The sequence below is a fragment of the Bacillus sp. SSR7 genome, assembly GCF_055902415.1.
On the sequence record NZ_JBVVXV010000001.1, the window covers coordinates 516,076 to 541,884 of the forward strand.

Below are 25,809 nucleotides of genomic sequence, written 5' to 3' on the forward strand. Positions count from 1 at the left end.
ATTTTGCGACTCTTTACAATTATAACTATTTAACGGCCACGTCTTTGCTGACCTTGCTTTGTACTACCTTTTTTATTACTTGGCTTATTAAATGATCGGTTGTTTTCATTTCTTGAACTATTTCTTGAATCACTTCTTGAGCCATTTCTCGAACCACGTCTTGAATCACTTCTTGAACCTTCACGGCTATCTCTTTGACGATACTCGCCTGATTTCTTCGGAGCCGGCTTTGGTACCGGTTTTCCATTTTCATCTACACGTTTTATCTTCGGTTGTTCGATTATTTCTCTTTGTATTGGTGCACCAAGCGTTTTTTCAATTTCTTCTAAATGTTTTTCATCTTTCGCTGCAACGAACGTAATTGCAATACCTGATCCACCTGCACGTCCTGTTCGGCCAATGCGGTGAATATAACTTTCTACATCTTCAGGGATATCAAAGTTAAATACGTGCGTTACACCATCTACATCCAATCCACGAGCTGCTACATCCGTTGCGATTAAGTACTGAATTTTTGCTTCGCGGAAACTCTTCATAACTCTTTCACGTTTCGCTTGAGGGATATCACCATGAAGTTCAGCACAATTATAACCTAGTCCTTTTAAATTATCATACAACTTACTTGCTCTAACCTTTGTACGACAGAAAATAACTGCTAAAAATGGCTGATCACGGTCCATAACAAAACGAAGTGCGTCTGGCTTTGCACGATCTGTCGTCTCAATGACACGCTGCTCAATTGTATTTACCGTTACTTCTTCACTTTGTACTTGAATCATTTGCGGCTCATCCATATAACGTTTCGCCAATTTTTTAATATCTTTTGGCATCGTTGCTGAGAATAGCATCGTTTGTTTACTACCAGGTGTCTCATCTAAAATATCTTCAATATCATATAAGAAACCGAAATAAAGCATTTGATCCGCTTCATCTAGTACAATCGTTGAAAGATTACTTAAATCAATTGTTTCACGTCGTATATGATCTAATAATCGTCCTGGTGTTGCAACAACAATATGTGTATTACCTTTTAATTTTCTCAATTGTTGTGCTACATCTTGTCCGCCATAAATCGCTAGTACATTAATATCTTCTCTTTGAACAAGCATTTTTTTAATTTCAGTTGTAATTTGTAGGGCTAGTTCCCTTGTTGGTGCAACAATTAAAGCCTGAACATCACTAGACTCTGGATCGATTTTTTCTAAAATCGGTAACACGAATGCTAACGTTTTACCCGTTCCTGTTTTCGCCTGCCCAATAATATCTTTACCTGACAGTATAACCGGAATCGCTTTCTCCTGAATTGGTGTTGCTTCTGTAATTCCATTTTCACGTAATGTATGATTAAAAGTCTCACTAATTCCTAATTCTAAAAAGTTTTTCAAATAGACCACTTCTTTTCCTTATTTTTCACATTAGCTTTCATTGTACCATTTGTTTCGCCAAATATGAAAAATAAAAAAATTCTTATCTTCTTTTTTTATATTCATCGTGTACTAGTCGGACAAATTCTTTTTGCTTTTTCTCGGATTTTATTAATGCTTCCATGTTAGTAGAAGACAAAATGAACTTCTTAACTTTTCTATTACTCCAAATTAATCTTGTATACTTTGTATCTTCGTGTAGCTTTCGAAACCACTCTAATTCACTTAATTTTTCAATATGATGTTTTAATTTCATGTCATTTCGAGGATAAAATAAAATAACATTTGCTATTACCTCAAATAACGAACCCATCTTCTCCCCCTATCCCCTTGCTCAAATTATATATATTCTTCTTTACATATATATTTCAATTTTACTGAAATATAATGTTACTGACTTGGTTGAAATTGCAAAATATATGAACTAAAAAACCGATCTATTCGATTTAGGAAAGATCAGTTTTCATTATTTTATAAAATAAGTTTTCCTCCATGGTAGCAATAATACTGTGCTGCTTTAAGACTTTTAATCCTATTTAAAGACTGTTTCGCTTTTTCTATATCTAAACAAAAATTCGGATTAGCTATAACTAACTCTCGATTCTCTTGAACCGCTGCGTCTCCTGTAATTACACAGTCTAAATTCGGAAAATATAATGAAATATGCCCCGAAGTATGTCCTGGCGTCGCTACTATTTGACATTCATTATTCAAAATCATTTGACCATCCTGTACTTTTTCATCGACGGAAATATGTTTTATCTTTTTTAACTGTTGTATAAACCATTTACCAAATTCTTTTTCTTCATTTGGCATACATTCTAGCATTTTTTCAGCTTGAGCCAACCTCTCTGATTTTATATCACCACTAATATAGTTAGATTCGATTTCACTAGCAAAAACATTAATTTGAGGATACTTCACTTTGAAATCATATAAAGCCCCTAGATGGTCTTCATCATAATGGGTAATAATTATATTCTTTAAGTTTTTCATCTCATATCCATGTTTTAATATTGCATTTTCAATTAAAGGTAAAAAACTTGGATATCCTGTATCGACTAACGTTAATTCATTATGTAATATAATTAAACTTGGGTAAACACATTGTTTTTGCCCGTTAAATTCGAATTCAATTGGTAGTTCTATTATTTTCATTTTTCTCCCCCCCATATCGCTTATTCAATATTTAATAACCACTTCGTCCACATATATTTTACTATACATATTAAAAAATTTTTTCAGTATTTTGTTTTAATGTTTTTTATTGGTTAATTCTATTTTTAAATGTGGTATACCAAAGATATTTTATATCTATTTCTCATATGTGTTAGCAAGTTCGTTTGTAAAATCATATACAGGGTTTTCACTCTTAACCTAAGCTGATCCTTTTTATAAATGAATTTAACCCTTATTGGACAAGTATCCGTTTCGAATTATTAAAAAGATGAATATCCTACTAATAGCTATTAGCTAATTGATAGGATGGGAGATGTTTTTTTGTCTGAACGTTGTAAGAAGTGTGGACATAGACTTTGTAACTGTAGTTGTCATAAAGAATGCAAAACTTGTGTACAAAAAGTTTTTATTGAGAGCGCACCAAGTGTATTCTCACCGGCTTTCGGGAATTTTTATCAGACTAACTTTATTACATTAGTCAGGAATCAACCTATGCCTTGGAATGCTACTGGGCAGACAGCTGGTGGAGTAAATCTTGACTCTGATGGAGTGACTATCCATGTTACTCAAGCTGGTTCATATTATATCGATTACTATGTAAGCGTGAATTATAATCCCGATACTCCTGGCGGTGACAGGGATTTGGGGTTATTCATAAACGGGGTGGAAGTTCCCAACAATCAAACGCGATTTGGAGTTTCTGATTACGAAGCCGATCGCAATGGTTGTGCCACTGTTTCTGGTGGATCTATTGTATTCATCCCAGCTAATGCTACTGTTCAATTGAGAAATGTATTAGATGAAATTATAGACACTTGTGATGGTCGAAAACTTGCAGCATCGATTAATCTAATTAAATTATCCTAATACTCTTTTCTTAAATATCATATTATCTATAAGTGATAAAAGCGCCCTAGAGTGGGTGCTTTTGCTGTTTACAAATATTTTGCCTATTTAATTTTCTTCCTAAAATATAAATTTACCATTATTTATCTAATATAAATAGTTTTCTGTATTCTAAATACCCTCTTTTTCCACCTAAAATATACAAATGAAGTGATTCCCCCAAAAACGAGATATAGAACAAAACACCCAAATTACTTATTCTGAATATTCTTTTTCAGATAGATAGTTTAAATTTTTTTGAAAACCATATTTTCATATGTAATAAAAGAGACATCTCATAAAATTAGAAATGTCTCTTTTAAATTAATAAAACAAATTTAGTTGTATTTCTTTTTTTTGAAAAGTTTCTTCATCAATAAATTATACATTTTCAGTGCTTGTACTACAACTTGTCGAGTATAAAATTGGTATACCGCATATAGCATCATTCATTACATCACGAAAAACTTTTGCAGCGACTTCTGTAAAAGTTTGGCATAGATTAGAAATATCATCATTAAAAAACTGAATCACTTTTGCAGCAAAAACCGGAAAAACAACATTCGCTCCACCTGGGAACTGCGGCTGCACAACAACTTGCTCAAAATACAAGTTGCTTTCTAAAGCTACTTGAAAAAGGTGTGCAATTTCAAAAGCGTCTAAAGGACAAGGAATTGGGTTTACAATTCCATCTCCAATAACACTAACAACAATAGTTACATTTACATTGCCAAATTGCACTGTAGGTTTAAGAAGTGTAGCTAATGCAATCGCTTTTTCAAAATCCGTAGTTTGTACTAAAATTATAAAATTTCCATCAGTCGGTATTAGCGGACCTACTGTTACAGTTGGATCAGCTCCTATCGAATTTCTAAGTTCGTTAAAATATGTGATCCATGGCGGTGAAAGTTGAGGTTGTACACGCTCGTCCATTCTTTTTCCACCTCCTTATACAATTCTTAATACTATAATATGGAACAATTCTAATAGTGCATTAGATATATTTATTATTTTTTATAGCATTTTCGTATCAATTTGAGAATTTTGTGTGTTTAGAAAACCTTTTAGAAACATTTAGCCATTTATTGTACGTCAATAATATAGTAGTGAAAAATTTACAGGTGAAGGATATAGAAAGAAGAAGGTTGCTAGTTCATTAATTGTAAAAATATGGGACATTAAATAAATAAGCTTCATTTGCAGTAATATACCTTTACTATTCCTTATATTGCAGCGATTCACTGATAAGACGTACAATCTCTATCCTTTTAGAAGTAATTAAAACCTTAGGTGAAATCATCTTTAGATAGATAACGTTTGCAAGTGGTTTGATTTAACAAATACTACTTATATACCATGTAATAAAACAATGTGAATCATTGCATAATCCACATTATATTATTTTAAACAGGTAATCCCCTATTTTTATGGAAATATATCATTAAGAAAAATAATAAAATTGATTAATCTCTCACTTCTTTGTCCATCCTTTTAAAAAATCTATGTTTTTGTAAAAGGAGTGTTTATATGGAGAAACAGGTACTTTGGAAAAAGTTCAAAAAAAGCTCTGTAAACCTCGGTAAATCTAGCGTATATGAAAGTATTATCTTATTCTACACAATGAAAAAGAAAGAATTGCCTACTAAAGCGAAATTCATAATATTAGCCGCTTTATCTTATTACGTATTAACAATCGATTTCATTCCAGATATAGCTGCTATTATTGGGATTGGCTTATTAAATGATGTTTTAGCAATCGCTGTAGCGCATAAATACGTTATGAGACACGCAGATGCTGAAATTCGAGAGAAGAGCAAGGTAAAAATGGAGTCATTATTTACTTCAGCACAAGCATAATTAAACTAACAGTCATTTATCTACCTTTTTACTTTCAAATAAAGCTAACTGTAATTAATGATATTTCTATCCACCTCATTGAATATTAACCTTCACCATGAGAGCATTGCAGAATAAAATCCTAAAAAGCAAAAGCATTTCTCTTAGCGCTCAAACCGTAAACAAATAGGGTGTCAGCACTTGTTCCTAAGTTCTGACACCTATTATTTATTCTTATATTTATCTGTTATGCAGTTGATTCCAGTAGAGGAATAAAAACAATAATAGTGCAGATAGTTTATACAGTTGCATGTGTCCCCTTATACAAAACTGCTATTGCCACTGCGATAAGAATCATCCCCATAAAAGCAGGAGCTGCATGACCAAGTGATACATAGATTTGTCCGCCAATAATTGGACCAATTATTCTTGCTAAAGCTTGAATAGATTGGCTACCACCTTGTATCCTTCCTTGTTCACTACAACTGACAGACTTTGAGAGCATTCCATTGAATGAAGGCCCGAAAATTGAATCACCAAAACCAAACAGTAACATCCCAACGATTAGAAGTGGATATAAGGCAAACAAAGCAGATGCTGCAATAAAACTGTAGCCAATAATCTCCGAAACCATCCCAAGTATCGCTATTTGTTTATCACTAAGCTTGATTAAAAGTTTTGGCATTATAAAAGCTTGTGAAATGATGTCTTGAAAGCCCATAATTGAAAACATAAGTCCGATTAGTGCAGGCTGCCAACTAAAAGTATCCATCGTGAATTGAGTGAAAATTGCTTGTAAAGATCCATTAGGTATCCATAGTAAAAACGCTGAGACAAGTAACCATGTTAAGTTTTTCATGGAAAGTATGTTTGCTAGCTGTGCAAAAGGATTCAACCTTACAAAAACAATCTCTTTTAACCTATTATTTTTGTGAAGACTCTCAGGCATATATTTCATACCATATAAAACATTTAATAAAGTGATGAGCGCTCCGAAATATAAAGGTACAGAATGACCAAACTTTGCAAGTAAGCCCCCAAGAGTTGGTCCAATAATAGTTCCCGCTCCTACAACTGCACTCACCCATCCAAAGTATTTCGTTCTCTGCTCTGGAGGGATGATGTCTGCAAAATATGCGAAGATCATACTTATGCTCCCGCCTGTTATTCCTTCTATTATGCGTCCAGCAAACAGTACCCATAAAGCTCCCCCTATCCCAAAAACTAAGTACCCGATTGCAGAACCGAACAGGCATATTAAAAGCAATGGGCGACGGCCGTATTTATCGCTCAAAGCTCCAAGTACAGGAGCAGCTAAAAACACGCAGGCCGCATATACGGAAGTTAGTAGTGTAACAACCAATGCTTGTTCTTCCGGATTACTTGTATATGGCTGGACTAAGAATGGGACTACAGGCATGATGATACTGAAACCTATACCACAAAGAAATACAGAAATAAGTCCGAATAGTAAAGCATGTTTATTTATGTTTTTTTCAGTTTCCTTTTCATTTTTCGATCTAAATATAGACATTTAACTTCTCCCCTCAAAACTTTTGTTGCCGTGTCAACAAAATAATAACTCCATTTTGTTGATTGGTCAACAAAAATAAAATAATAAAAAGGTAGCCTATTCTCAGGAAAATAAGGCTACCTTTTTATTATTTAAATGTATTACGACTTAATATGTATACCCTGTTTCTTTATTTCTGCATCCAAATGCCTACTATACTTTTCCACGAAGCTAATGATACTGTCGAACTCTTCCTCAGTTACTTGCTCAAATACGGCTTTATCTCGCTCCTGAAACTCTTTGTGCAGATCTTCATGGATTTTATAAATTTCTTTCCCTTGTTCAGTAAGCCTAAAATAAATTTCTTTCTTATTTTCCGACTTTTGATAGCTTTCAATAAGGCCTTTTTGTATGAGCTTCTTAGTCATTCTACTTATAGCACCACGAGTCACATAAAAAGCCTCTGCAAGTTGTGTCACGTTAGAATCTGCATTGTTTTCAATATATTCAATGCAATGTACTTCAGAAGACTTAAAACCTTTAAGACCTTCTTCCATCTTATCTTTATTGAGCCAAACCAGCTTATTATATAATTCCCTGAAACCGTTCATAACCTGTTCTTCCTTATTCATAGCCTATCCTCCTCGCCCGTTCATTCGTGCATTTACAATATTATATTTAATTTCTCTTCCTATTTCGACAAAATTGAAATAATTATTTGAGGTATCCGTAAAAACAAATTATTAATTAAAATAATTTACTAAACGGTAAATATTACAACTTGTATTATACAATAGACAAAATAGAAGAGCTAAGACTATTTCTCTTAGCTCTTCTTTTATAAAACTATTTCACTTCATTAGCGACAAAAAAGTGCTCACAAACACTTGAAATACGCTGTAAGTCTACGTTCCCACCAGATATAACCGCTACTACTTTTTTCTCTTTAATATATGTATCCACTTTCCCTGCAAGTAGAGCAGCAGTAGCTAAAGCACCTGCACCTTCTACAACAGCTTTACCACGCTGTAATAAGTCTTTCATCGCTACTTCTAGCTCTTTTTCCGATACTGTTACAATATCATCTACTAATTCTTTTACAATTTCAAATGTTAGTTCTCCTGGTATTTTAACTGCACAACCATCTGCTATAGTAGGTGCCTCATAATGTTCTACAATTGTACCTTTGTCATAAGATGCCTTCATCCCATGAACATTTTCTGCTTGTACACCAATTATATTGATTGATGGATTAAAAGATTTCAATGCTACAGCAATACCAGAAATAATTCCACCTCCGCCAATAGGAACAATTATTGTATCAACATCCCACATATCATCAAGAATATCTAATCCAATTGTACCTTGACCAGCCATTACCTCTACATCATCATATGGATGTAAATATGTTTCACCTGTTTCCCTTATTATCTCTTCACATTTTGCCTTTGCATCATCAAAGGTTTCACCATGTAAAACCACTTCAGATCCATATCCTTTCGTTGCATCAACTTTCGCCTGAGGGGCAGAAATTGGCATTACAATTTTACTCTTTATACCAAGTAAATGAGCAGATAATGCAACTCCTTGTGCATGATTACCTGCTGAACATGCAATTACGCCTCTCTCTTTTTCTTGATCTGTCAGCTGTGACATTTTATTAAACGCACCACGAAATTTAAAAGAACCCGTTAATTGCATATTTTCTAGTTTCAAGTGAATTTCTCCGCCGGTTTTACTAGTCAAATAAAATGATTTTACTAATGGAGTTTTACGTGCATTTCTATCCAAAATGTTTTGAGCTTTTTTAATATCGTCTATATGTAATGGTAATTTTTTAGTTATCATACTAACACCTCTTCCAATGTTCTATTCCTAAGTTTTCGTAAGTCGTAGCTCCTTTATACAAAACCATCTATATTAAGAAAAAGTCTTTAAATATGTACCTCACTCTGTAATATACACATTTGCAAACAGTTTAACATCCTCTTCAAATCACGTTCTTTATAATGATTTAGGCATGCAATTTGAATCCAATTATTCTTTTGTAAATACGCTGATTCATAATGGACGATATATCCTTGTAATGCTAACGCATCGCCTACATCTTTAGAAGACTGACCTTCTTTTAATTGAATGGTAAGTATGATTGGCGCAGCATGTTCTTTAGGTGAAACAAGTTTTAAACCCATAGTAGTAATAACTTGTTCAATATATGCATACGTCTCTTTTATTTTTTCAAATGCCAGTTCATCATCAAATCTTTTTAAGGCTTCTTGCAATGCATACATTAAATTCCATGAATGAGAATATGGAATACTGTCATTTTCTTCGTACATGCCAATATCCATATAGGCCGGTAATGTCTCATTTACTTTCACATTGTGATTATAAAAAACGAAAGATAATCCAGTAAACGTTTTAATTGCCTTTCCACTAACACCACTTGCAAAATATACATCTTTCAAATCTATCGATATTGCTCCAATTGAGCTAATGCAATCTACACATAGTTTCACTTTATACTTTTCACATAAAACATTTAGTTCGTCTAAATCATTTAACATTCCGGTTGATGTTTCATGGTGAACAAACCAAACCCATTCATAATTTCCTGTTTCCATTATTTTTTCTAATTCAGTATAAATAAACGGTTCTCCCATTTCTTTTTTGTACGTATCAAAATGTAACTCTGCGCGTGTTGCATGTCCAACTAACCTATTACCAAATTCCCCATTTGTTAATACTAGTCCTTTCCCTTTTACAGAACGTAACTGTAAAGCAATCGCATCATTCGCTAACGTCCCTGTTCCTAACATGATTTGCACACGTTTTGCTTTTGTCATTTGTAGTAAACGTTTTTTCACATTTTCCATCGTCACATGAAATGACTTAGAACGATGTGAAATCGGCTTAGTAGAAAATGCCTTTCGAACATTTTCTTCAATATCTACTGGACCAGGTAAAAACGTATATTCTTTCGTCATAATGCCCCCAACACTCGACTCTTCAAACATAGCAGGAGTAACATACATTGGCTGGAAGGCTGCTTCTTCAGTACCAACTAACGTATGGAAAGATTTGAATCCCATTTGCTCATATAAAGGTAGTTCACGTGTTGTCGCAGAAATGAGTGCTAATTCATATCCATTTAGAAGCAAATAACGATGTAAAAAGCGGATTAATCCTAACAATGCTCTTCCATTTCGATATTGACGTTCTACTGAGAGTAAACGAATTTCATATACATTTTCTCCATATTCTTTCAAATAAAAATCTAAATTTGAAATTTTATAATCTAACGAGAATGGTCGTTTTCCTCGCAACGCGACCATACCTACTAACTTATTGTCATCTAAACAAATTAAATATGTATTTTCATCATGAAAACGATCAATACGAACACGCTCTTTCGTTTCTTCATGTTGCGGAATTTCTTCTACAAATGTTTTATAATTCAATTTATGTATATGTTCAAATTCCCAAGCTTGATCAGCAACTTTATAAATTAACCCCATGCCTTTTCTCCTTTATGTATTTAATAAAAATGATAAGTGGAGCTTAACCCCACTTATTAAAAATTCATTTCATTCCCGATTTACATATAAAATAAGTACAATGATAAGAGCACTAAAAATAGTCGTAACAATAGAATAAGAATACAAAATCATGCACACTGGCAAACAAGCGATTGTAATTAACCCTGGCTTCGTAAACCCTTTAAAGATTAAATAAAATATAATGAAAACAGCAGCGAGAGTAAGCGCTATCAAATAGTCAAATGCGATTAATCCTCCAATAAATGTTGAAATACCTTTACCGCCCTTACCTTTAAATAAAACTGGGTAAATATGTCCAATAATAACGGCAAATAATGTTAACATTACAAATGTAGAATCATCAAAAAGATATTTTGCTACTGCAACAACAATTGCCCCTTTAATTGCATCACCTAAAAATGTAGCGATAAAATAACCTTTTCCGTATACGCGCCCCATATTTCTTGCGCCAGGATTCCCGCTTCCTTCATTCCGAATATCAATGTTATGTCTCCATTTCGTTACTATATAAGCGGTCAATATGTTTCCAAACAAATAAGAAGCGACCAAATACAAAAATTGTATACTATTAATCATGTAATCATTCACTTTCTACATAGGAATACTTATACAATATTCAATGACTATGTATATTGTACTTTTCTTGCTTTACATTCCTTTATATATTTTAACATCATATTTTTACAAATCATACAAAAATTCTCATGCATTTATATTTTAAAATATTTATTCTTCATTAAATAATATGTTCCATTCACTGCTGGTTCGGATTGTGATACAAATGTAACTTCTCCTATACTTTTCTCACAACATTTCTTAAATTCATCATATATTTCAGGTACTAAACGTAATATGCTGCCACTTACCGCAATTGAAGCTGATAAATCAAACTGCATCTTGTTATAAACATCTATCGTAATCCTTGCTAATTCCTTTCCAGCTTGCATCATAATTTCATGTGCAGCATCATTTCCATTTCTAGCTTCCCGAATAACTAATGGTGTGATTGCTGCAACTTTATCTTTTGAAGATCTATATACTAGCCTTTTTATATGAGACGCTGTCAAAAGTTGAAACTCGTCTTGAATTCTTAAGCTTAATGGACAGAGTCTAACTCCTTGATCAAATTGATTTGCCATTCTTTTTAAACCTTGTAATGCAATCCAATATCCGCTTCCTTCATCTCCTAAAATATGTCCCCATCCCCCACTATACTCGTACACTTCTCCTTTCTTTCCAAGACAAATTGCACCTGTACCGCCAATTGTTAAAATTCCATCCTTCCCTTCTAAAGCGGCTGCATGCGCTATCATTGCATCATTAAAAATTGCAATTTGTATTCCATACTTCTTTTTTAAACGTATTGTTAATTCATTTGTATTTGCTCCGCTTACACCCGCTAATCCTAAACAAATACAAACGCAATGCCCGTTTAATAACTCTTTCTGGCATTGATCAATCGCTTCCATAATATGCACAAGAGCTTCTTCAAGATCTATTAATATGTTTCCAAATCCACTGGTAGCTCTTACAAGTTCATTTCCGTCTTTATCAAACGCAATCGCTTCTGTCTTCGTTCCCCCGCCATCTACTCCAATCATATACTTCATATACGTTCTCCTCATTTTCTTCATATTGAAGGGTACGTTACATTCCCTAAAATTACAGATTTCTTTGCACCTGTTGCGCTTGGCACATTACTCGGATTACGATGATGCGTTTCGTTTGCTAAAATTGCAAAGGCGATTGCTTCTTTCGCCTCTGAAGAATAGCCTATATCTTCTTGAATGAATATTTTACATTTTTCATCCTTCAATCCATACCGTATCATTTCAACAAGTGTGCTATTATAACTGCCGCCACCGCCTACAATTACCTCACCGATTTCATAATACGGCAAAATAAACTCCTTATAATGATGAACAATTGAACTTGCTGTAAACATCGTGACAGTCGTCAATATATTTTCTTTTCTATGCTTTTCATACCGCTTCAATAACTCACTTACAAATTCTTCTCCAAACTGTTCTCTACCAGTTGATTTCGGTGGATGCATTTTCAAAAATGGATGGTTCATACAATATGTCAAAATTTCATCTACAACTACTCCCTTTTTTGCAATCTCACCATTTTGATCATATGGCAACTGAAATAACCTTTGACATACTTCATCCATTACCATATTTCCTGGACCAGTATCAAAAGCTATAACGCTCTTATCACTTAGATGACTTGGCATTACTGTCACATTACCAATCCCGCCAATATTTTGTAGTAATCTATTTTTAGTTGAATGCCGATACAAAATAATCTCTGAATATGGCACAAGTGGTGCACCTTGTCCTCCTGCTGCCATGTCCATCGTTCGGAAATTCGAGATGACCGTCGTATTCGTTTCATATGCTATTACTGCAGGTTCCCCAATTTGCAATGTGGAAGATATCATATTACCATCTTGCTTTGGCTGATGGTAAATCGTTTGTCCGTGAGAACCAATTAAATCTAATTGTCCTAAAGGAAAATTGGCCTCATTACAAACTTCCTTTACGGCTTTAGCGAAACATAAACCTAACTTAAAATTCAAACTACATATGAGTTGGACATTTGAATTTTCTATTGATAATACTTGCTGAATCTCATTTTTTATATCATTACTAAATGGCACAGTAGTAAAATGGATGAGTTCAACTTTAGAACCTACACCGCTTCCTTCTATATGAACGAGTGCTACATCTATACCGTCTAACGAAGTACCAGACATTACCCCTGCAACATACATAACATGCATAACCTCCTATTTATTAAAAAACAATCATGTAAGTTACAAACGTACAACCGATTGAAAAGAATATAAATCTAAAAAACAACTGAGCTTTCGATGCAAACGATCCATCGATGAAAGAAACAACTACTGTAAGCAAAATGCTTGCCGCAATGCTTGAAACGAGCCATATACTATGCATTTGTGATAGATGTAGCATTCTTAATAAAGGCACAAAAAGTAAATTCGCACATATCACTCCAAATAATAATAAAAATACACCTTTATAACTAAATTTTATATTCATTCCATTTCATCCTCTCTGGACTTCATGTGAAAGAAGTGATAGGCAAAATACCTATCACTCATAAATTAAAGTATAAAGATTATGGATTAACAGATTCCCCTTCACCATTCTTCTCAATTTCAAGCATATTTTTGTCGTACATTTTAAAGAATGGTAAATATATAAGGAACGATATTGCTATATTTATAAAAACTAATACTATTGCACGCCAATCTCCGCCTGTAGCTAAATACGCACCAATTGGAGCTGGTAATGTCCACGGTGGCATAATATGTGTTGGCGTTACAAATCCCATCGCAGTTGCTGAATATGCAACAGTTGCTGTTACAAGTGGTGTAATGATAAATGGGATAATTAAAATTGGATTTAGCACAATCGGTAATCCGAATATGACTGGCTCATTAATATTAAAAATACCCGGAACAATACAAGTTCTTGATAATGCTTTCGAATATTTTGATCGACCAAATACAATCATAGCTAATACAAGCCCTAATGTCGCGCCAGAACCTCCAATCCATATAAACCATTGATATAACGGCTCTGGTGAAATAAATGGCAACTGATCTGCTCCACTAGCAACTGCTTCACCATTTTTCCCTAGGTAAACTTCCCATAATGGCCGAGCAACAGTTCCCACAACCGACACACCATGGATTCCAAATGACCAAAAAAACGTAATTAAAAACACTGGAATCATTACACCGAAGTAACTATCCCCAGCTTTTACTAATGGTGCTGCTAATTTATCAACGACATGGTGTAAATCAATGTTAAAAACGACAGTTACTAGACTCATTATAATAATAACGAATGCAGCAGGTATAAGTGCTTCAAATGAACGCGACACAGATGGTGGTACTTGTTCTGGCATTTTAATCATTACATTTTTCGTCTTACAAAACCTTAAAATCTCTACGGATAAAATAGAAACAATCATCGTCACGAATAATCCATGACCTCCGAGATTTGTCATCGGAAGCATAAATCCTTTTTTATCAATTAATTCAGGCGTTAATGTTAATAGCAGTGAACATACCGCTAGCTGAGCTCCCGATAAAGCATCTAACTTATAACTTTTCGCTAAATTATATCCTATTCCAAATGCTATATATAAAGACATAATAAACATCGTTAACCGATATGGTATTAATATACTTGTTTGATTTTTTAATGCCCAAACTGATATGAAACTATCTTTCGGTAATGGTGGAAATGCTACGATTAAAAAGAAACTTCCTACAATGATAAATGGTAACGCCGAAATAACTCCATCACGGATTGCTTGTAAATGTCTCTGTTCAGAAAGTCTTGCCATCGGTCCAGATAAGTTTTTATCAAGAAACGTGACAAACTTATTCATAACGGTTCCCCCTAACGAATTAAATCATTTACAGTCTTTAATAAAGTCGGTCCACCAAGAGGCGTATATGCTTGCGGCGGAATGATACCACATGGAATAGACTCCTCTTCTGCAAATTTTTTTACAGAGTCAAATCGGTGTCTAACTTGTGGTGCAACCATTACAACATCCCAACCATTCTTTACTTCGTCTTCCACCTCACTTGTTCCAATCGCATGCACTTCCATGTTCATACCCTTTTTCTCTGCCTCCTTTTTTAAAGCGTTTACAACAATTGCGCTGGACATTCCTCCAGAACAAACGAACAAAACCTTCATTTATGAATCCTCCTATACTTATAATTTACTACCCTTCAAATGAAAGGAAGTTTCACTTTACTAACAAGCATATGAAGTAGTAAATGAATTTAGTTATACTGAAAGTAAATTTCATTAAAAATATTTTTCCTATTAAATTAATGTTTCAACATACAATTTTCTCTATTGCAAGGCCAACCTCACCTCGTATATTATCTTAGATAATCATATGATAGGGAGGCGTATACATGATCGTTAAACGTTTATTTATGATATGTTGCATCGTCATCTTGATTATCCCTTTCTCATTCATTTCCCCTCACTCTACTTATGCTGAAGTAACTTCTACGTACAAAAAACACGAATTACGTGCTGTATGGATCGCATCTGTTCTTAATATTGATTGGCCCTCAAAAACTGACTTACCAATTGAAAATCAAAAACAAGAATTTATTAAATTATTAGACGATGTAAAAAACACTGGTATGAATGCAGTCATTGTACAAATAAAACCAACTGCTGATGCCTTTTATCCTTCCAATTACGGCCCTTGGTCTGAATATATTACCGGTACACAAGGAAAAAATCCCGGATACGACCCACTAGCATTTATGATTGAAGAAGCACATAAAAGAAATATAGAATTCCACGCATGGATTAATCCATACCGAATAACAATGAATCACACTGATATAAATCGATTATCAAATAATCACCCTGCAAGACAGCACCCCGATTGGGTTGTACCTTATGGCGGAAAATTATATTACAATCCCGGTATTCCAGAAGTGAAAAAGTTTATAACTGAAGGTGCTTTAGAAATCGTACAAAATTACGATGTTGATGCATTGCATATGGATGATTATTTTTATCCATATAAAGTGGCGGGTGAACAATTCCCCGATCAAAAAACGTACGAATTATATAATAACGGTAGATTTACAAATATAGAAGATTGGCGACGTGACAATGTAAATGAACTTGTAAGAGATTTAAATACTGCTATTAAACAAGAAAAGTCATATGTGAAATTTGGCATTAGCCCATTTGGCGTATGGCGAAATATAGCTGATGATCCGACTGGCTCTAACACAACTGCCGGCCAAAGAAACTATGATGACCTTTATGCTGATACACGTGAGTGGATACAAAAAGGTTACATTGACTACATCACACCGCAAATATATTGGAATATAGGTTTCACTCCTGCTGCGTATGACATATTAGTAGATTGGTGGGTAAAAGAAACAAATAATAAACCGATCCACCTATACATCGGTCAGGCAGCCTATAAAATTAATAATAACTCTGTCCCCGCTTGGTCTGATCCTGAAGAATATCCAAGACAGATTTCATTAAACCGGCTATATCCTCAAATTAAAGGTAGTATGCATTTTAGCTTAAAAGATATTAATAACAACCCATTAGGAGTGAAAGATATACTCTCAAAAGACATATATAAACATCCTGCATTAGTCCCACCTATGCCTTGGCTTGATCATGAACCACCAAAACAACCTACTTTAAAAGGTGCCATTCCAAGAGATGAAGGGGTTGCTATAGGTATCATTGATAATAGAGAGAATGACTCTGCTTATTACGCCATTTACCGTGTGAATGGAAAAAATGAAATGGATATACAAAATCCGAAAAATTTACTTACTACTGTAAGAAAAACAAAACTTGGAGAAATTTATGTAGATAAAGCAGTTATTTCTGGTGAGACGTATACGTATGTAGTAACTGCGGTTGATCGATTGCATAATGAAAGTGTTGCATCTAGTCATACTACCGTTACAGCAAAATAACAGGTAATAAAAAACGCCTTAAAGCTAAGTATTATAGCTTTAAGGCGCCTTTTTTATTTATTCTTAAACTTCTCAGTCGCTGCTCTCATCTTCACATTCAAATCGTGATCAATCGAGTCACGAATATCTCGCTCTACTTCTTCCATTTCTTTTTGGAAATTTTGCAAGTAGATTTTTAATTCTTCTTCTTTTTCTGGTCGTTGTGAAGGTGGTAATTGCACCACTAAAGATAGCATCGCTGTTAAATCTTTCATTAAGAACGTTTCGAGTTTATGTTGTTGTTCAAACATACGCTGCTCCTGATAATACGGTAAGGCATTTAATACTGAAATTGTAATTTCATCAACCGTTCGTTGTAATGAAGGATTTATTGAGCGTTTATACGCTTGAATTGTATTTAATGCATCTGGATATCGATCATAAAAATACAATTTATAAAACGATAAGTCTGTCGGTTTTACTGTTTGCTGCGTTTCTTGTCTTAAAAAATCTTTTACTTTCATCGCTGCTACATCAATATCTTCATTAGTAAGCTTTTTCGTCGTTTTTGCCATTACATGTACTTTTTTCTGTTTTTCTTTCGGTAACATTGAGAATACTTGCTCTCTCGTACGTTGACCCGATGCACAGAAAAGCGTGTTTAATATATGTTGTTCTTTCTTTCCTTCCGTACGAATCCAGCGATAAAAGAGTGGATGTTGTGTAAATTCTTGTAGAAACGGTAATGATTTATTCGATAACTTATCTAAAGAATCGTGTGCTCTTTTATATGGCTTCGTCCATGAAAAATACAGTTTACGTCCGAAATATACAACTAAAACAACAACAGTAAAAGCGATTAAAAGTAATGTACCCAATAGTACTAATACGGTTTGAATGAAACTCATTTTTTCACCTCCTCTAAAAGTCTGTTATTTCCTTGGACGCTGAATGAGTTTTTGTTTCATTTCATCATTAAATGTGTCTAGTTCAATAACAAACTTCTTACTTGACTCGATAATACGTTCTGATGATTTCTCAGAAGCTTCAATCGCAGCAAATACATTTTGGAATGATTCGCGTAATTTATCCATGCTAATTGCAGGATTTTCAAGAAGTTTTGTTGTTTCTTCTGTATTTTGTTTTAACGCTTGGGAATTACTTAATACCATGGATTCAATTGCTTCATTTGTTGCATTCACTGCATCAATTGTTTTACGTTGATTTGTTAATGCTAGCTGAATCGCAGCGGAAACCGTTACAACGTTTTGCGTCATCGTAATAGCATTACGAATGGCCTCTGTTAACTTTTCATTATTTTTCTTAATAATATCTACTGATGCGATAGATTGTAATAACACACTTTTCGCTTGCTGCATATTACGTGTACGCACTAAAATTTTTTCTAATGCATCATTAATTAATGGAATATCTCTTTGACGTTCGGGATTTTGTTTCTCAGCTTCCAGCATGCCAGCAAGTTTTTTCCCTAAGTATACTTGCTTATCAAGCGCGTGAATTTTATCGTGTGATTGCTCTTTAAGCATTTCAAGACCAACTGTATCTTCTTGTAAATTATCACGACCAATTAGAAGCGATCTTATAATCTCCTCAATTTGCTTATCTATAGATTGATATTTATGCACGTATGTTTCAAGTGGGTTTTTCTTGAATACTTTAAACATAATTTTCTTCATACCACTTGCTTTTAGTGAATTTGGATCGAGCTCTGATACTACTTTGCGTAATTCTAACAACGTATTTGGAATTTCTTCATTCTTTCCATTCATCATCGCTGTGACAGGACGTTTTAATGCTGATAGCGTTTGTCCTGCTGCTTGCTGTTCTTTATCCCCTAAATCTCCTAGCTGAGACAATACTTTCGATAAATCTGTATTTTGCTCGCTATTCAACTTTTGTACATAAAGATCAGCTTCTTTATTTAATTCATCAAGTTCTTCATCTTTTATTACTGTATCAACTACTACTTCTACATTATTACCTTTCACAATTGATACGGGTTCTTTTTTCTCGAGTTCAGTCAACAAAATCGCTCCTTTATTTATATGTGCGAATTTATGTGCACTATATTTCATCTAATATATTGTATTTCATTTGCAAACAGCCTATATGAAATCAATTTTCAAGAAATACCTGCTTATGCAGTCATTCCCTGTTTCTTACTATCAGTATACCTGTAAACAACATAATTTTCCTCAGACTTAAGACCTAGAGACCGACATGCTCAAGGCGGATTCTTCGTATGTTACGTATATAAATTACGTCCTTCCCATACTACTGCACTCAATCTTTTGACTTACACCCTTTTTCAATGTGATAATTATATTACGCTCAATCCTATTTCTTCTTACGCGCTACAAATGCACCATTTTGAAATGCCAATAATACTGTTTCAAACATTTCATCTTCTTCAATCATGTTTATAAACTCGGCTAATTCACTCGCATGAGAAGTAGCATTATCGACAACAAGAAGACCTTTTGGTTGTAAAATGCGTTTTATATGCTCCAGCCACCACATGTATTGCGTACGCTCTGAATCTAGGAAAATAAAATCAAATGAATGATCTAGTTGTGAATCTAAAAATGCCCCTGCTTCTTGATTGTGAACATCAATCCTTTGTAAAAGATTTGCCTTTTCAAAATTGGCAAGTGCCTCTCCCACTCGTTCTGAAGAAAGGTCTACAGTTGTTACATTTCCATTAGTTTCTTCTGCCGCATTAGCTAACCACAATGTAGAATAACCATTAGAAGTTCCAATTTCCAAAATGTTTTTTGCACTACAGCCTTTTACTAAAATTGATAAAAATTGCCCCATCTCACGAGAAATATTCCGTAATTTTTCTTCCCGTGTTTTTTTATTTCGATCATGCTCTTCTCCATATTGTTCAAGTTGAAATAATAATGAATCTAACGTATCCATTCTTTTCATCGCCTTTCCACAGCAATATGATGAAAAAGCTCTCGTTGCCCGTCTACTTTCATTATATGCGAAACGAAAACCTTTTTCTCGTTATATGATAAAGATTTGAAATTTTTTATAGCATATTGTTTCGTTTTTTGGTAAAGTTAATTTCTACGTGCAATTATTCCATTCATACTATTTTTAATTCAATTGCAGTTGTTAAATCATATAAACCTCATTTAAATGAATCGGTATTTCAAATTCAATTAAGCGCCCTTTCCGGACGCATTTTCTTTTGTTTATATAATTTTAGAAGAAAGGATGCTTATAATGAACGTGATTAGCTTAGATGCCGCTCGAAAGCGAAAGCAGCATAAAAAATTAATGATTACTATACCGATTATTTCACGTATTTATGAAGAAGACGGAGAAATTAAATTTGAGGTAGCCGGCGAAAAAGACGTACCTCTTGAAATGTTAGAGAAATAATAAAAAAGACGCACTTCTAAAGAAATGCGTCTTTTTTTATACTATTACATTTAAGTGCATAAGTTTTTCCGGATTAACCATCATATAAATGTTTGAAATTTTTTCATTCTCAAATGTAAATGAAAGCACATAAGTCACCTTATTTTTCACTTTAACAATAACACCTGGGGCACCATTTACTATCTTATAATCAACATCGTACTCTATCGGGAACTTCTTCCCTATTCCAAAGAATAAACGTATAATTCGATCCGCAGAGTAAATTGGATGAATCGCAGTTGTAACTTTACCACCACCATCTGCTTTCAATATCGCATCTGTTTTTAATACTTCTAACATACCTTGCGCATCCCCGCACTGTAATGATGATACAAATTTTTCAACATAAGCAGCCATTTTCTTCGTACTTAATGTTGATTGTTTCGGCTTATCTAATATACTATTTCTTGCGCGTTGAAAGATCTTCCTACAGTTCACACTACTCTTATCAACAATCGAAGCTATTTCTTCATATTCATAACTGAAAACCTCTCTTAATATAAAAACAATCCTTTCTACCTCAGACAGTTGTTGTAAAAGCAATAAATATGCTGTGGAAAGGGATTCTTTCATAACAAATGACTCTGATGGCTCATCGCTTTCTTCTACAAGTGGCTCTGGTAACCACATCCCTACGTACACGTTACGTTTATGCGCTGCCGAACGTAATTTATCAATTGAACGATTTGTCGCCATCTTACACAAATATGCTTTCATATTTTCTATAGACTGAAGATCTTCTATATTATTTAGCGAGATAAATACATCCTGAACGATATCCTCAGCATCCATAACACTCCCAAGGATTCTATATGCTAACGAAAATAATAATGGTTGATACGCTTCATATAATTGCTCCGTTTCCATGATGAACTCCCTCACTTTCTAATTGCTTTAAAATGTGTAATGCTGCACGTTTTCCACTTGCTACTGCAGCATCAGCTAATATTTCATCATGCCCAGTCCAATCACCTGCCACGTAAATACCTGGCATTTCAGGGATATTAGGAGCTGGGTTTTCAACTCGGTTTATATGAGGAAAATCATATACTACCGTTATTTTCGGTAAATATTGCTGTGCAACAACTTCTCTTTTCCAATTTGGATGTAGCAAATCCATTGTACTTTCTAACTGTTCTTTATCTTCATGAGTATGTTTCATCTCTAGTACAGGATTATGGTACTTAATTAAACTCACTGCAATTGATCCATCATCACTTAATTTAGCTGCTCTTGATTGATTCGTGAAAAATATAGGCTGATCTAACCCTAATGCAAATTGATGTGTCGGATTAGGTAATCGTCTTAAACCAATATCTAATGCAGCAACAGTAACCGGTACCGATTGTTCACTCCATCTATGCAAACTTGTTCCTTCCACACCTTTAATTATGTTACAAGCTTCTTTCGGTGGAGTCGTCACAATGACTGTACCCACTTCAAATACCTCATCATCAAAACAATATATTCTTTGTTTATCTTCGTAATGCTCTATTTCCAAAACATGCTTTTTATCCAAAAATTGCACCCCGGCATGATTCGCAATGTCTCTTAATTTTGTTATTATCGTCTCCCAGCCACCATCTACATAAAATACCCCATCTTTTATCGAAAGCTGTATTTGCTTTAGTACAGATGATGCTAATTGTATTGTAGGAGCAAACGTATATGTTGTTGTTCGGCATAGCGCATAAAATATATTGCGAACCATTGGATCTTTTATTTCATTTTCTGCCCATGTAGTTAGGCTCACTTTTTGAACTTTTCTTACATCTAAATTCCCTAAACGAATCATAAGACGTGAGAATTGTACTTTTGCAGACCACGAAAGTAGTGGTGTTGATAAAATTGAGCGGAAATCTGTTGGGATGGTGAATATATCCCCTTTCCATATTCCATGTGCTTTTGTAGATGGAATTCCACCCGGTAGATTCATACCGAGCTCATTAAAAGTTAAAAATGCGGCTCCTCCTCTATATAAGGCGTGTGCACCAAGATTCATACAGATCCCATTTTTATTAATAGTCATCCCTCGACCACCAAAGCGACTGGACTTTTCTAATACAATCACTTTTCTTCCAGCTTTCGCTAAATATATAGATGCTGTTAATCCAGCAAGGCCACCACCAACAATTGCTACATCAAATTTCTTCATAATAAAATCCCTCCTTATCGTTCTACATACAAGACGAACGATTAAGGAGGGATGTGACATGAAAATATATTTTTACTCATCTATTTTATTTCATTATTTTTTTATTCGGTCATATTGCATACGAAATAACTCAATTGCAAATGGTATATCCTCTTCATTCTTTATATAATAACTTATCCATCCTGATTCAGGTAATACGTGATGTGGTTTGACCAATCCTTGTTTTACTAATTCATCCCGCTTTAACTTTGGAAATGGTAAATCAACTAACTTATCTCCATGCAGATGACCAAGTTCTTTCTTGCCATAATTTATTTCAATGCCGCCAAATCGATGCGGTTTTTCAGAGACACCTGCCCAGCCAAGCACTTCATTTCTAATCATTTCACTAAATGACATGAACCTTCACCCCTTATTAATGATTGATGTAATATTAAATTAACACGTTCTTTACTTTTTTCCATCAATCCAAAGTATGAATGGATATACGAATATAGTTTCATCTCAACACCTTTATTTTTTACATAATTAAAATAATTTTAAAGGGGATTTATTCTATTATATAGAATTACTATTAAAAATAATTTTAAGGGACGGATTTATATGAGCGAGGTATTATTACAAAAGGCAAATTATCTACAATCTCATGAATTAAAACGTTTGAAAAAAGCTATATATTTTGCAGAGCAAGCACATGATGGACAATACCGTCAAACTGGAGAACCATATATTATTCATCCTTTCGCAATTACAGAAATACTGCTAAATTATAAAGCTGACATTACAACATTGATTGCTGCTTTATTACACGATGTTGTAGAAGATACCGAATATTCTCTAGAAGAAATCGAATCACATTTTGGTGCGACTATTCGATATATTGTAAATGGATTAACAAAAGGGAAAAAACAACAAGATCAAAACAAAGTATTATACGAAGCAATTAATTTTAAAAAATTACTATTATCCTCTCAACATGATATACGTGTTGGCATTATTAAAGTTATAGATCGCCTTCATAATATAAAAACTTTGAATGTTAAAAAACCCGCGAAACAAGTAGCATATGCGAATGAAACATTAACACTTTTTGCGCCACTTGCAAAGCGACTTGGATTATATACAATCCAGTATGAATTAGAAAATCTTGCTTTTCAATATTTACATAAAGAAAGATATAGCAAGGTACTTAAATTCTTAACTGGATATGTTCCACATCTTCAAAAAAATATAACCGATTTAAGCAAAGGAATTCATTCTTTTTGTGATACTAACCTTTCATTTGAAATAAGCTATGAGTTCCCTCCGATTTATACTGCTTACTCACAATTACAAGAAATACAAAACGTATCAGAGGTTTCACAAATTTGTATTACAACTACAAGTGTACTAGATTGCTATAAAATCCTTGGAATGATACATCAATTATACAATCCAACTATAAACTATTTCGAAGACAATATAGCACTTGAAAATAGCTATTTTAATAACAATTTAAAAACTAAAGTCAATATGAATAATACTGAACAAACAATTATCATTCAAACACAATTAGCAAAAACATTAAAAGATAACGGCATTTTTTCTTTATTAAATAATAGAACTGCAAATGTCCAATCCATATCTTATAAAATAATGAATGATACAATTGTGCATAACAATTTATTAACTACAGATCCAATTGCGTTCCACAATCTAGTATCGTACGAACTATTTGAAAATACCATAACGGCTTATACTTCAGATTTACAGCCTATTTATTTACCAGATGGTGCTACAATTATTGATTTTACTTTCTCTGCATTTCCAAAAATTGCACATAAAATGAAAAATGCAAAAGTAAACGGTATACCTGTTCCACTTAAAACAAAGGTATCTCATTTTGACATCATAGAAATCCATTTTGGTTTAAAACAAAACTTGGCATTAGAGTGGCTAAATTACGCCAATACCGCTAAAGCACAATTAATTATTCAGCAAAAACTATCTTGAATAACAGACCAATACCTCTATGAAAAAGGATTGGTCTGTTATTCAAAATACGAAATACAACCCATATTCTTTATGGCATAGGCAAATTTATTATGATACCAACAAACGCACATAACAAACACTAGACACATATCCTTATTTTATAACCTTACTTACTAATAGAAAGGCAGGTAATACAATTGACTTCTAATATCGACTACACCTCCCCCTCAACTAATTTCACTTATGATTTAAATAAAAGTAATTTTTTTCAGAAAGATGCCCAGAATTATATAAATGTACTTGGCATGAAACAATTAAACACTTTAGAAAACACTTCTTTATTAGATATTTATTTAAGTTCAGGTAATGTTGTAGAACCGCATATTCATCAAAATGCAGCTGAACTTGTTTACTGTATTTCAGGCTCTGCGATTGTTTCTTTACTTAACCCTTTTACAAATCAAATATTAAACTTACCAATAAAACCGGGGCAAGTTGCAAATATTCCACAAGCGTGGTGGCATTATGAAATTGCTACAGCAGATAATACTCATTTATTAGCTATTTTCGATGCCCCAACACCGGAAGTTATTTTTGGTTCTGATATTTTAAGGTTAACCCCTCCTAATATGATGGCTCATACTTACTGTCTCGATGAACAACAATGGAAGCAAGCGGTGTCCCCTATTCAATCCACTACAGTAATTGGTCCCCCAGCAAACTGTAATCAAAATCGCGGAACGATAAACCCTCCAAATCAGCCTCCTAATCCACAACAAAATTTATATTACCAAGATTCGTATTATTTTCCTCTTTACTGGGGATATTAATTTATAATATAAAAAAATGATTTATCTCCTCGGAAAATACGCAGGAGATTTTTTATTGTATCCCCCATTCCTATTTATTTTCGTAACAATTAATAGAGTACATGCATATAATATTTATATATTTAATTGGAGGTGATAGTACTATGAGTAATTATAACTATCGAAAAAACTACTCTCATAATAAAAATAGTAGTTCATCCGCATCCTCTCAATCCTCAAATTCTCAATCTTCCAATTCCCAATCACAAAGAGACTTAGCCCAGCAAGGCTATGTAAAGAAAAAAGGATGTAACTGTAATAAAAACAAATAGTTTATTATTAATTTGAATAATAACATTGCAACGCTCACGATAAATAAATTACTTCCCTTTTATTCCTTTTATTTAAAAGATGAATTCTATTTTTAATAGAATTCATCTTTTTTATTTATAGATAATTTTTCATATCCTATAACTTATTCCATAAACAATAGATTATAAATCATAA

At 33.6% G+C, this 25,809-nt stretch carries 26 protein-coding genes; 6 read left to right on the forward strand and 20 right to left on the reverse strand.

What is annotated here, in order from left to right; all coding sequences use genetic code 11:
• Positions 1–29: 29 nt before the first annotated feature.
• The 3 genes from AC0NJG_RS02545 to AC0NJG_RS02555 form a co-directional block, all read right to left on the reverse strand.
• Positions 30–1,394 (reverse strand): DEAD/DEAH box helicase, encoded by a 1,365-nt coding sequence (locus AC0NJG_RS02545; protein WP_087996823.1) that lies wholly within the window; start codon positions 1,392–1,394, stop codon positions 30–32.
• Between the two features lie 73 nt (positions 1,395–1,467).
• On the reverse strand, positions 1,468–1,737 hold the full coding sequence (locus tag AC0NJG_RS02550; RefSeq protein ID WP_270821519.1) for a hypothetical protein: 270 nt from the start codon (positions 1,735–1,737) through the stop codon (positions 1,468–1,470).
• Between the two features lie 158 nt (positions 1,738–1,895).
• Entirely contained in the window at positions 1,896–2,582 is a 687-nt protein-coding gene (locus AC0NJG_RS02555) for an MBL fold metallo-hydrolase (protein ID WP_087996819.1), read from the reverse strand.
• A 342-nt stretch (positions 2,583–2,924) separates the two neighbouring features.
• Here AC0NJG_RS02555 and AC0NJG_RS02560 point away from each other — a divergent pair, with 342 nt between their 5' ends.
• The gene (locus tag AC0NJG_RS02560; protein ID WP_061680180.1) at positions 2,925–3,470 is read left to right on the forward strand and encodes a hypothetical protein; all 546 of its coding nucleotides are present in this window, start codon (positions 2,925–2,927) and stop codon (positions 3,468–3,470) included.
• A 399-nt stretch (positions 3,471–3,869) separates the two neighbouring features.
• On the opposite strand, the gene AC0NJG_RS02565 is transcribed toward AC0NJG_RS02560, so the two are convergent.
• Positions 3,870–4,421: a hypothetical protein gene (locus AC0NJG_RS02565; RefSeq protein WP_061676298.1), complete on the reverse strand. Its 552-nt coding sequence runs from the start codon at positions 4,419–4,421 to the stop codon at positions 3,870–3,872.
• Between the two features lie 594 nt (positions 4,422–5,015).
• On the opposite strand from AC0NJG_RS02565, the gene AC0NJG_RS02570 reads away from it, so the two are divergent.
• Positions 5,016–5,345, forward strand: coding sequence for a YkvA family protein (locus AC0NJG_RS02570; protein WP_474062815.1), 330 nt, complete (start codon positions 5,016–5,018; stop codon positions 5,343–5,345).
• A 277-nt stretch (positions 5,346–5,622) separates the two neighbouring features.
• Here AC0NJG_RS02570 and AC0NJG_RS02575 read toward each other — a convergent pair whose 3' ends face one another.
• The 10 genes from AC0NJG_RS02575 to AC0NJG_RS02620 form a co-directional block, all read right to left on the reverse strand.
• Positions 5,623–6,858 carry an MFS transporter gene (locus AC0NJG_RS02575; protein ID WP_087952575.1) on the reverse strand — a complete coding sequence of 412 codons (1,236 nt, stop codon included), beginning with the start codon at positions 6,856–6,858 and terminating at the stop codon, positions 5,623–5,625.
• A gap of 140 nt (positions 6,859–6,998) precedes the next feature.
• Positions 6,999–7,469: a MarR family transcriptional regulator gene (locus tag AC0NJG_RS02580; protein ID WP_087996815.1), complete on the reverse strand. Its 471-nt coding sequence runs from the start codon at positions 7,467–7,469 to the stop codon at positions 6,999–7,001.
• A gap of 214 nt (positions 7,470–7,683) precedes the next feature.
• Positions 7,684–8,685 (reverse strand): bifunctional threonine ammonia-lyase/L-serine ammonia-lyase TdcB, encoded by a 1,002-nt coding sequence (gene tdcB, locus AC0NJG_RS02585; protein WP_087952572.1) that lies wholly within the window; start codon positions 8,683–8,685, stop codon positions 7,684–7,686.
• A gap of 86 nt (positions 8,686–8,771) precedes the next feature.
• Positions 8,772–10,355, reverse strand: coding sequence for an aminotransferase class V-fold PLP-dependent enzyme (locus AC0NJG_RS02590; RefSeq protein ID WP_173601485.1), 1,584 nt, complete (start codon positions 10,353–10,355; stop codon positions 8,772–8,774).
• A gap of 69 nt (positions 10,356–10,424) precedes the next feature.
• The gene (gene plsY / locus AC0NJG_RS02595; RefSeq protein ID WP_173601484.1) at positions 10,425–10,973 is read right to left on the reverse strand and encodes a glycerol-3-phosphate 1-O-acyltransferase PlsY; all 549 of its coding nucleotides are present in this window, start codon (positions 10,971–10,973) and stop codon (positions 10,425–10,427) included.
• A 134-nt stretch (positions 10,974–11,107) separates the two neighbouring features.
• The gene (locus tag AC0NJG_RS02600; protein WP_087952565.1) at positions 11,108–12,007 is read right to left on the reverse strand and encodes a BadF/BadG/BcrA/BcrD ATPase family protein; all 900 of its coding nucleotides are present in this window, start codon (positions 12,005–12,007) and stop codon (positions 11,108–11,110) included.
• A 20-nt stretch (positions 12,008–12,027) separates the two neighbouring features.
• Positions 12,028–13,176: an anhydro-N-acetylmuramic acid kinase AnmK gene (anmK, locus tag AC0NJG_RS02605; RefSeq protein WP_087996811.1), complete on the reverse strand. Its 1,149-nt coding sequence runs from the start codon at positions 13,174–13,176 to the stop codon at positions 12,028–12,030.
• 22 nt (positions 13,177–13,198) lie between these two features.
• On the reverse strand, positions 13,199–13,465 hold the full coding sequence (locus tag AC0NJG_RS02610) for a hypothetical protein (protein ID WP_087952562.1): 267 nt from the start codon (positions 13,463–13,465) through the stop codon (positions 13,199–13,201).
• A 79-nt stretch (positions 13,466–13,544) separates the two neighbouring features.
• The gene (locus AC0NJG_RS02615) at positions 13,545–14,828 is read right to left on the reverse strand and encodes a PTS sugar transporter subunit IIC (RefSeq protein WP_087952560.1); all 1,284 of its coding nucleotides are present in this window, start codon (positions 14,826–14,828) and stop codon (positions 13,545–13,547) included.
• A gap of 11 nt (positions 14,829–14,839) precedes the next feature.
• On the reverse strand, positions 14,840–15,145 hold the full coding sequence (locus AC0NJG_RS02620) for a PTS sugar transporter subunit IIB (RefSeq protein ID WP_429678610.1): 306 nt from the start codon (positions 15,143–15,145) through the stop codon (positions 14,840–14,842).
• A 227-nt stretch (positions 15,146–15,372) separates the two neighbouring features.
• On the opposite strand from AC0NJG_RS02620, the gene AC0NJG_RS02625 reads away from it, so the two are divergent.
• Positions 15,373–16,932, forward strand: a complete 1,560-nt coding sequence (locus tag AC0NJG_RS02625) for a glycoside hydrolase family 10-like protein (protein WP_474062816.1) — start codon at positions 15,373–15,375, stop codon at positions 16,930–16,932.
• A 53-nt stretch (positions 16,933–16,985) separates the two neighbouring features.
• On the opposite strand, the gene AC0NJG_RS02630 is transcribed toward AC0NJG_RS02625, so the two are convergent.
• The 3 genes from AC0NJG_RS02630 to AC0NJG_RS02640 all read right to left on the reverse strand — a co-directional run bounded on the left by AC0NJG_RS02630 (position 16,986) and on the right by AC0NJG_RS02640 (position 19,863).
• Positions 16,986–17,819: a DUF3974 domain-containing protein gene (locus tag AC0NJG_RS02630; protein WP_029438331.1), complete on the reverse strand. Its 834-nt coding sequence runs from the start codon at positions 17,817–17,819 to the stop codon at positions 16,986–16,988.
• A gap of 24 nt (positions 17,820–17,843) precedes the next feature.
• On the reverse strand, positions 17,844–18,956 hold the full coding sequence (locus tag AC0NJG_RS02635; RefSeq protein WP_474062817.1) for a toxic anion resistance protein: 1,113 nt from the start codon (positions 18,954–18,956) through the stop codon (positions 17,844–17,846).
• Positions 18,957–19,269: 313 nt separating this feature from the next.
• Positions 19,270–19,863: an O-methyltransferase gene (locus tag AC0NJG_RS02640; RefSeq protein WP_474062818.1), complete on the reverse strand. Its 594-nt coding sequence runs from the start codon at positions 19,861–19,863 to the stop codon at positions 19,270–19,272.
• A gap of 303 nt (positions 19,864–20,166) precedes the next feature.
• Here AC0NJG_RS02640 and AC0NJG_RS02645 point away from each other — a divergent pair, with 303 nt between their 5' ends.
• Positions 20,167–20,325 carry a hypothetical protein gene (locus AC0NJG_RS02645; protein ID WP_001100983.1) on the forward strand — a complete coding sequence of 53 codons (159 nt, stop codon included), beginning with the start codon at positions 20,167–20,169 and terminating at the stop codon, positions 20,323–20,325.
• 36 nt (positions 20,326–20,361) lie between these two features.
• Here the strand turns inward: AC0NJG_RS02645 and AC0NJG_RS02650 are convergent, their stop codons facing one another.
• The 3 genes from AC0NJG_RS02650 to AC0NJG_RS02660 all read right to left on the reverse strand — a co-directional run bounded on the left by AC0NJG_RS02650 (position 20,362) and on the right by AC0NJG_RS02660 (position 22,918).
• Positions 20,362–21,231, reverse strand: a complete 870-nt coding sequence (locus AC0NJG_RS02650; RefSeq protein ID WP_087952552.1) for an RNA polymerase sigma-70 factor — start codon at positions 21,229–21,231, stop codon at positions 20,362–20,364.
• On the reverse strand, positions 21,209–22,519 hold the full coding sequence (locus AC0NJG_RS02655; protein WP_088326828.1) for a phytoene desaturase family protein: 1,311 nt from the start codon (positions 22,517–22,519) through the stop codon (positions 21,209–21,211). The genes AC0NJG_RS02650 and AC0NJG_RS02655 overlap by 23 nt, the downstream gene beginning before the upstream one ends.
• Positions 22,520–22,612: 93 nt before the next feature.
• Entirely contained in the window at positions 22,613–22,918 is a 306-nt protein-coding gene (locus tag AC0NJG_RS02660; protein WP_474062819.1) for a luciferase domain-containing protein, read from the reverse strand.
• A gap of 204 nt (positions 22,919–23,122) precedes the next feature.
• Between AC0NJG_RS02660 and AC0NJG_RS02665 the strand changes: the two genes are divergently transcribed.
• Complete coding sequence (locus AC0NJG_RS02665) at positions 23,123–24,511, forward strand: HD domain-containing protein (RefSeq protein WP_088309795.1); 1,389 nt, start codon at positions 23,123–23,125, stop codon at positions 24,509–24,511.
• A 179-nt stretch (positions 24,512–24,690) separates the two neighbouring features.
• Positions 24,691–25,323: a cupin domain-containing protein gene (locus AC0NJG_RS02670; protein WP_088326826.1), complete on the forward strand. Its 633-nt coding sequence runs from the start codon at positions 24,691–24,693 to the stop codon at positions 25,321–25,323.
• Positions 25,324–25,809 lie beyond the last annotated feature (486 nt).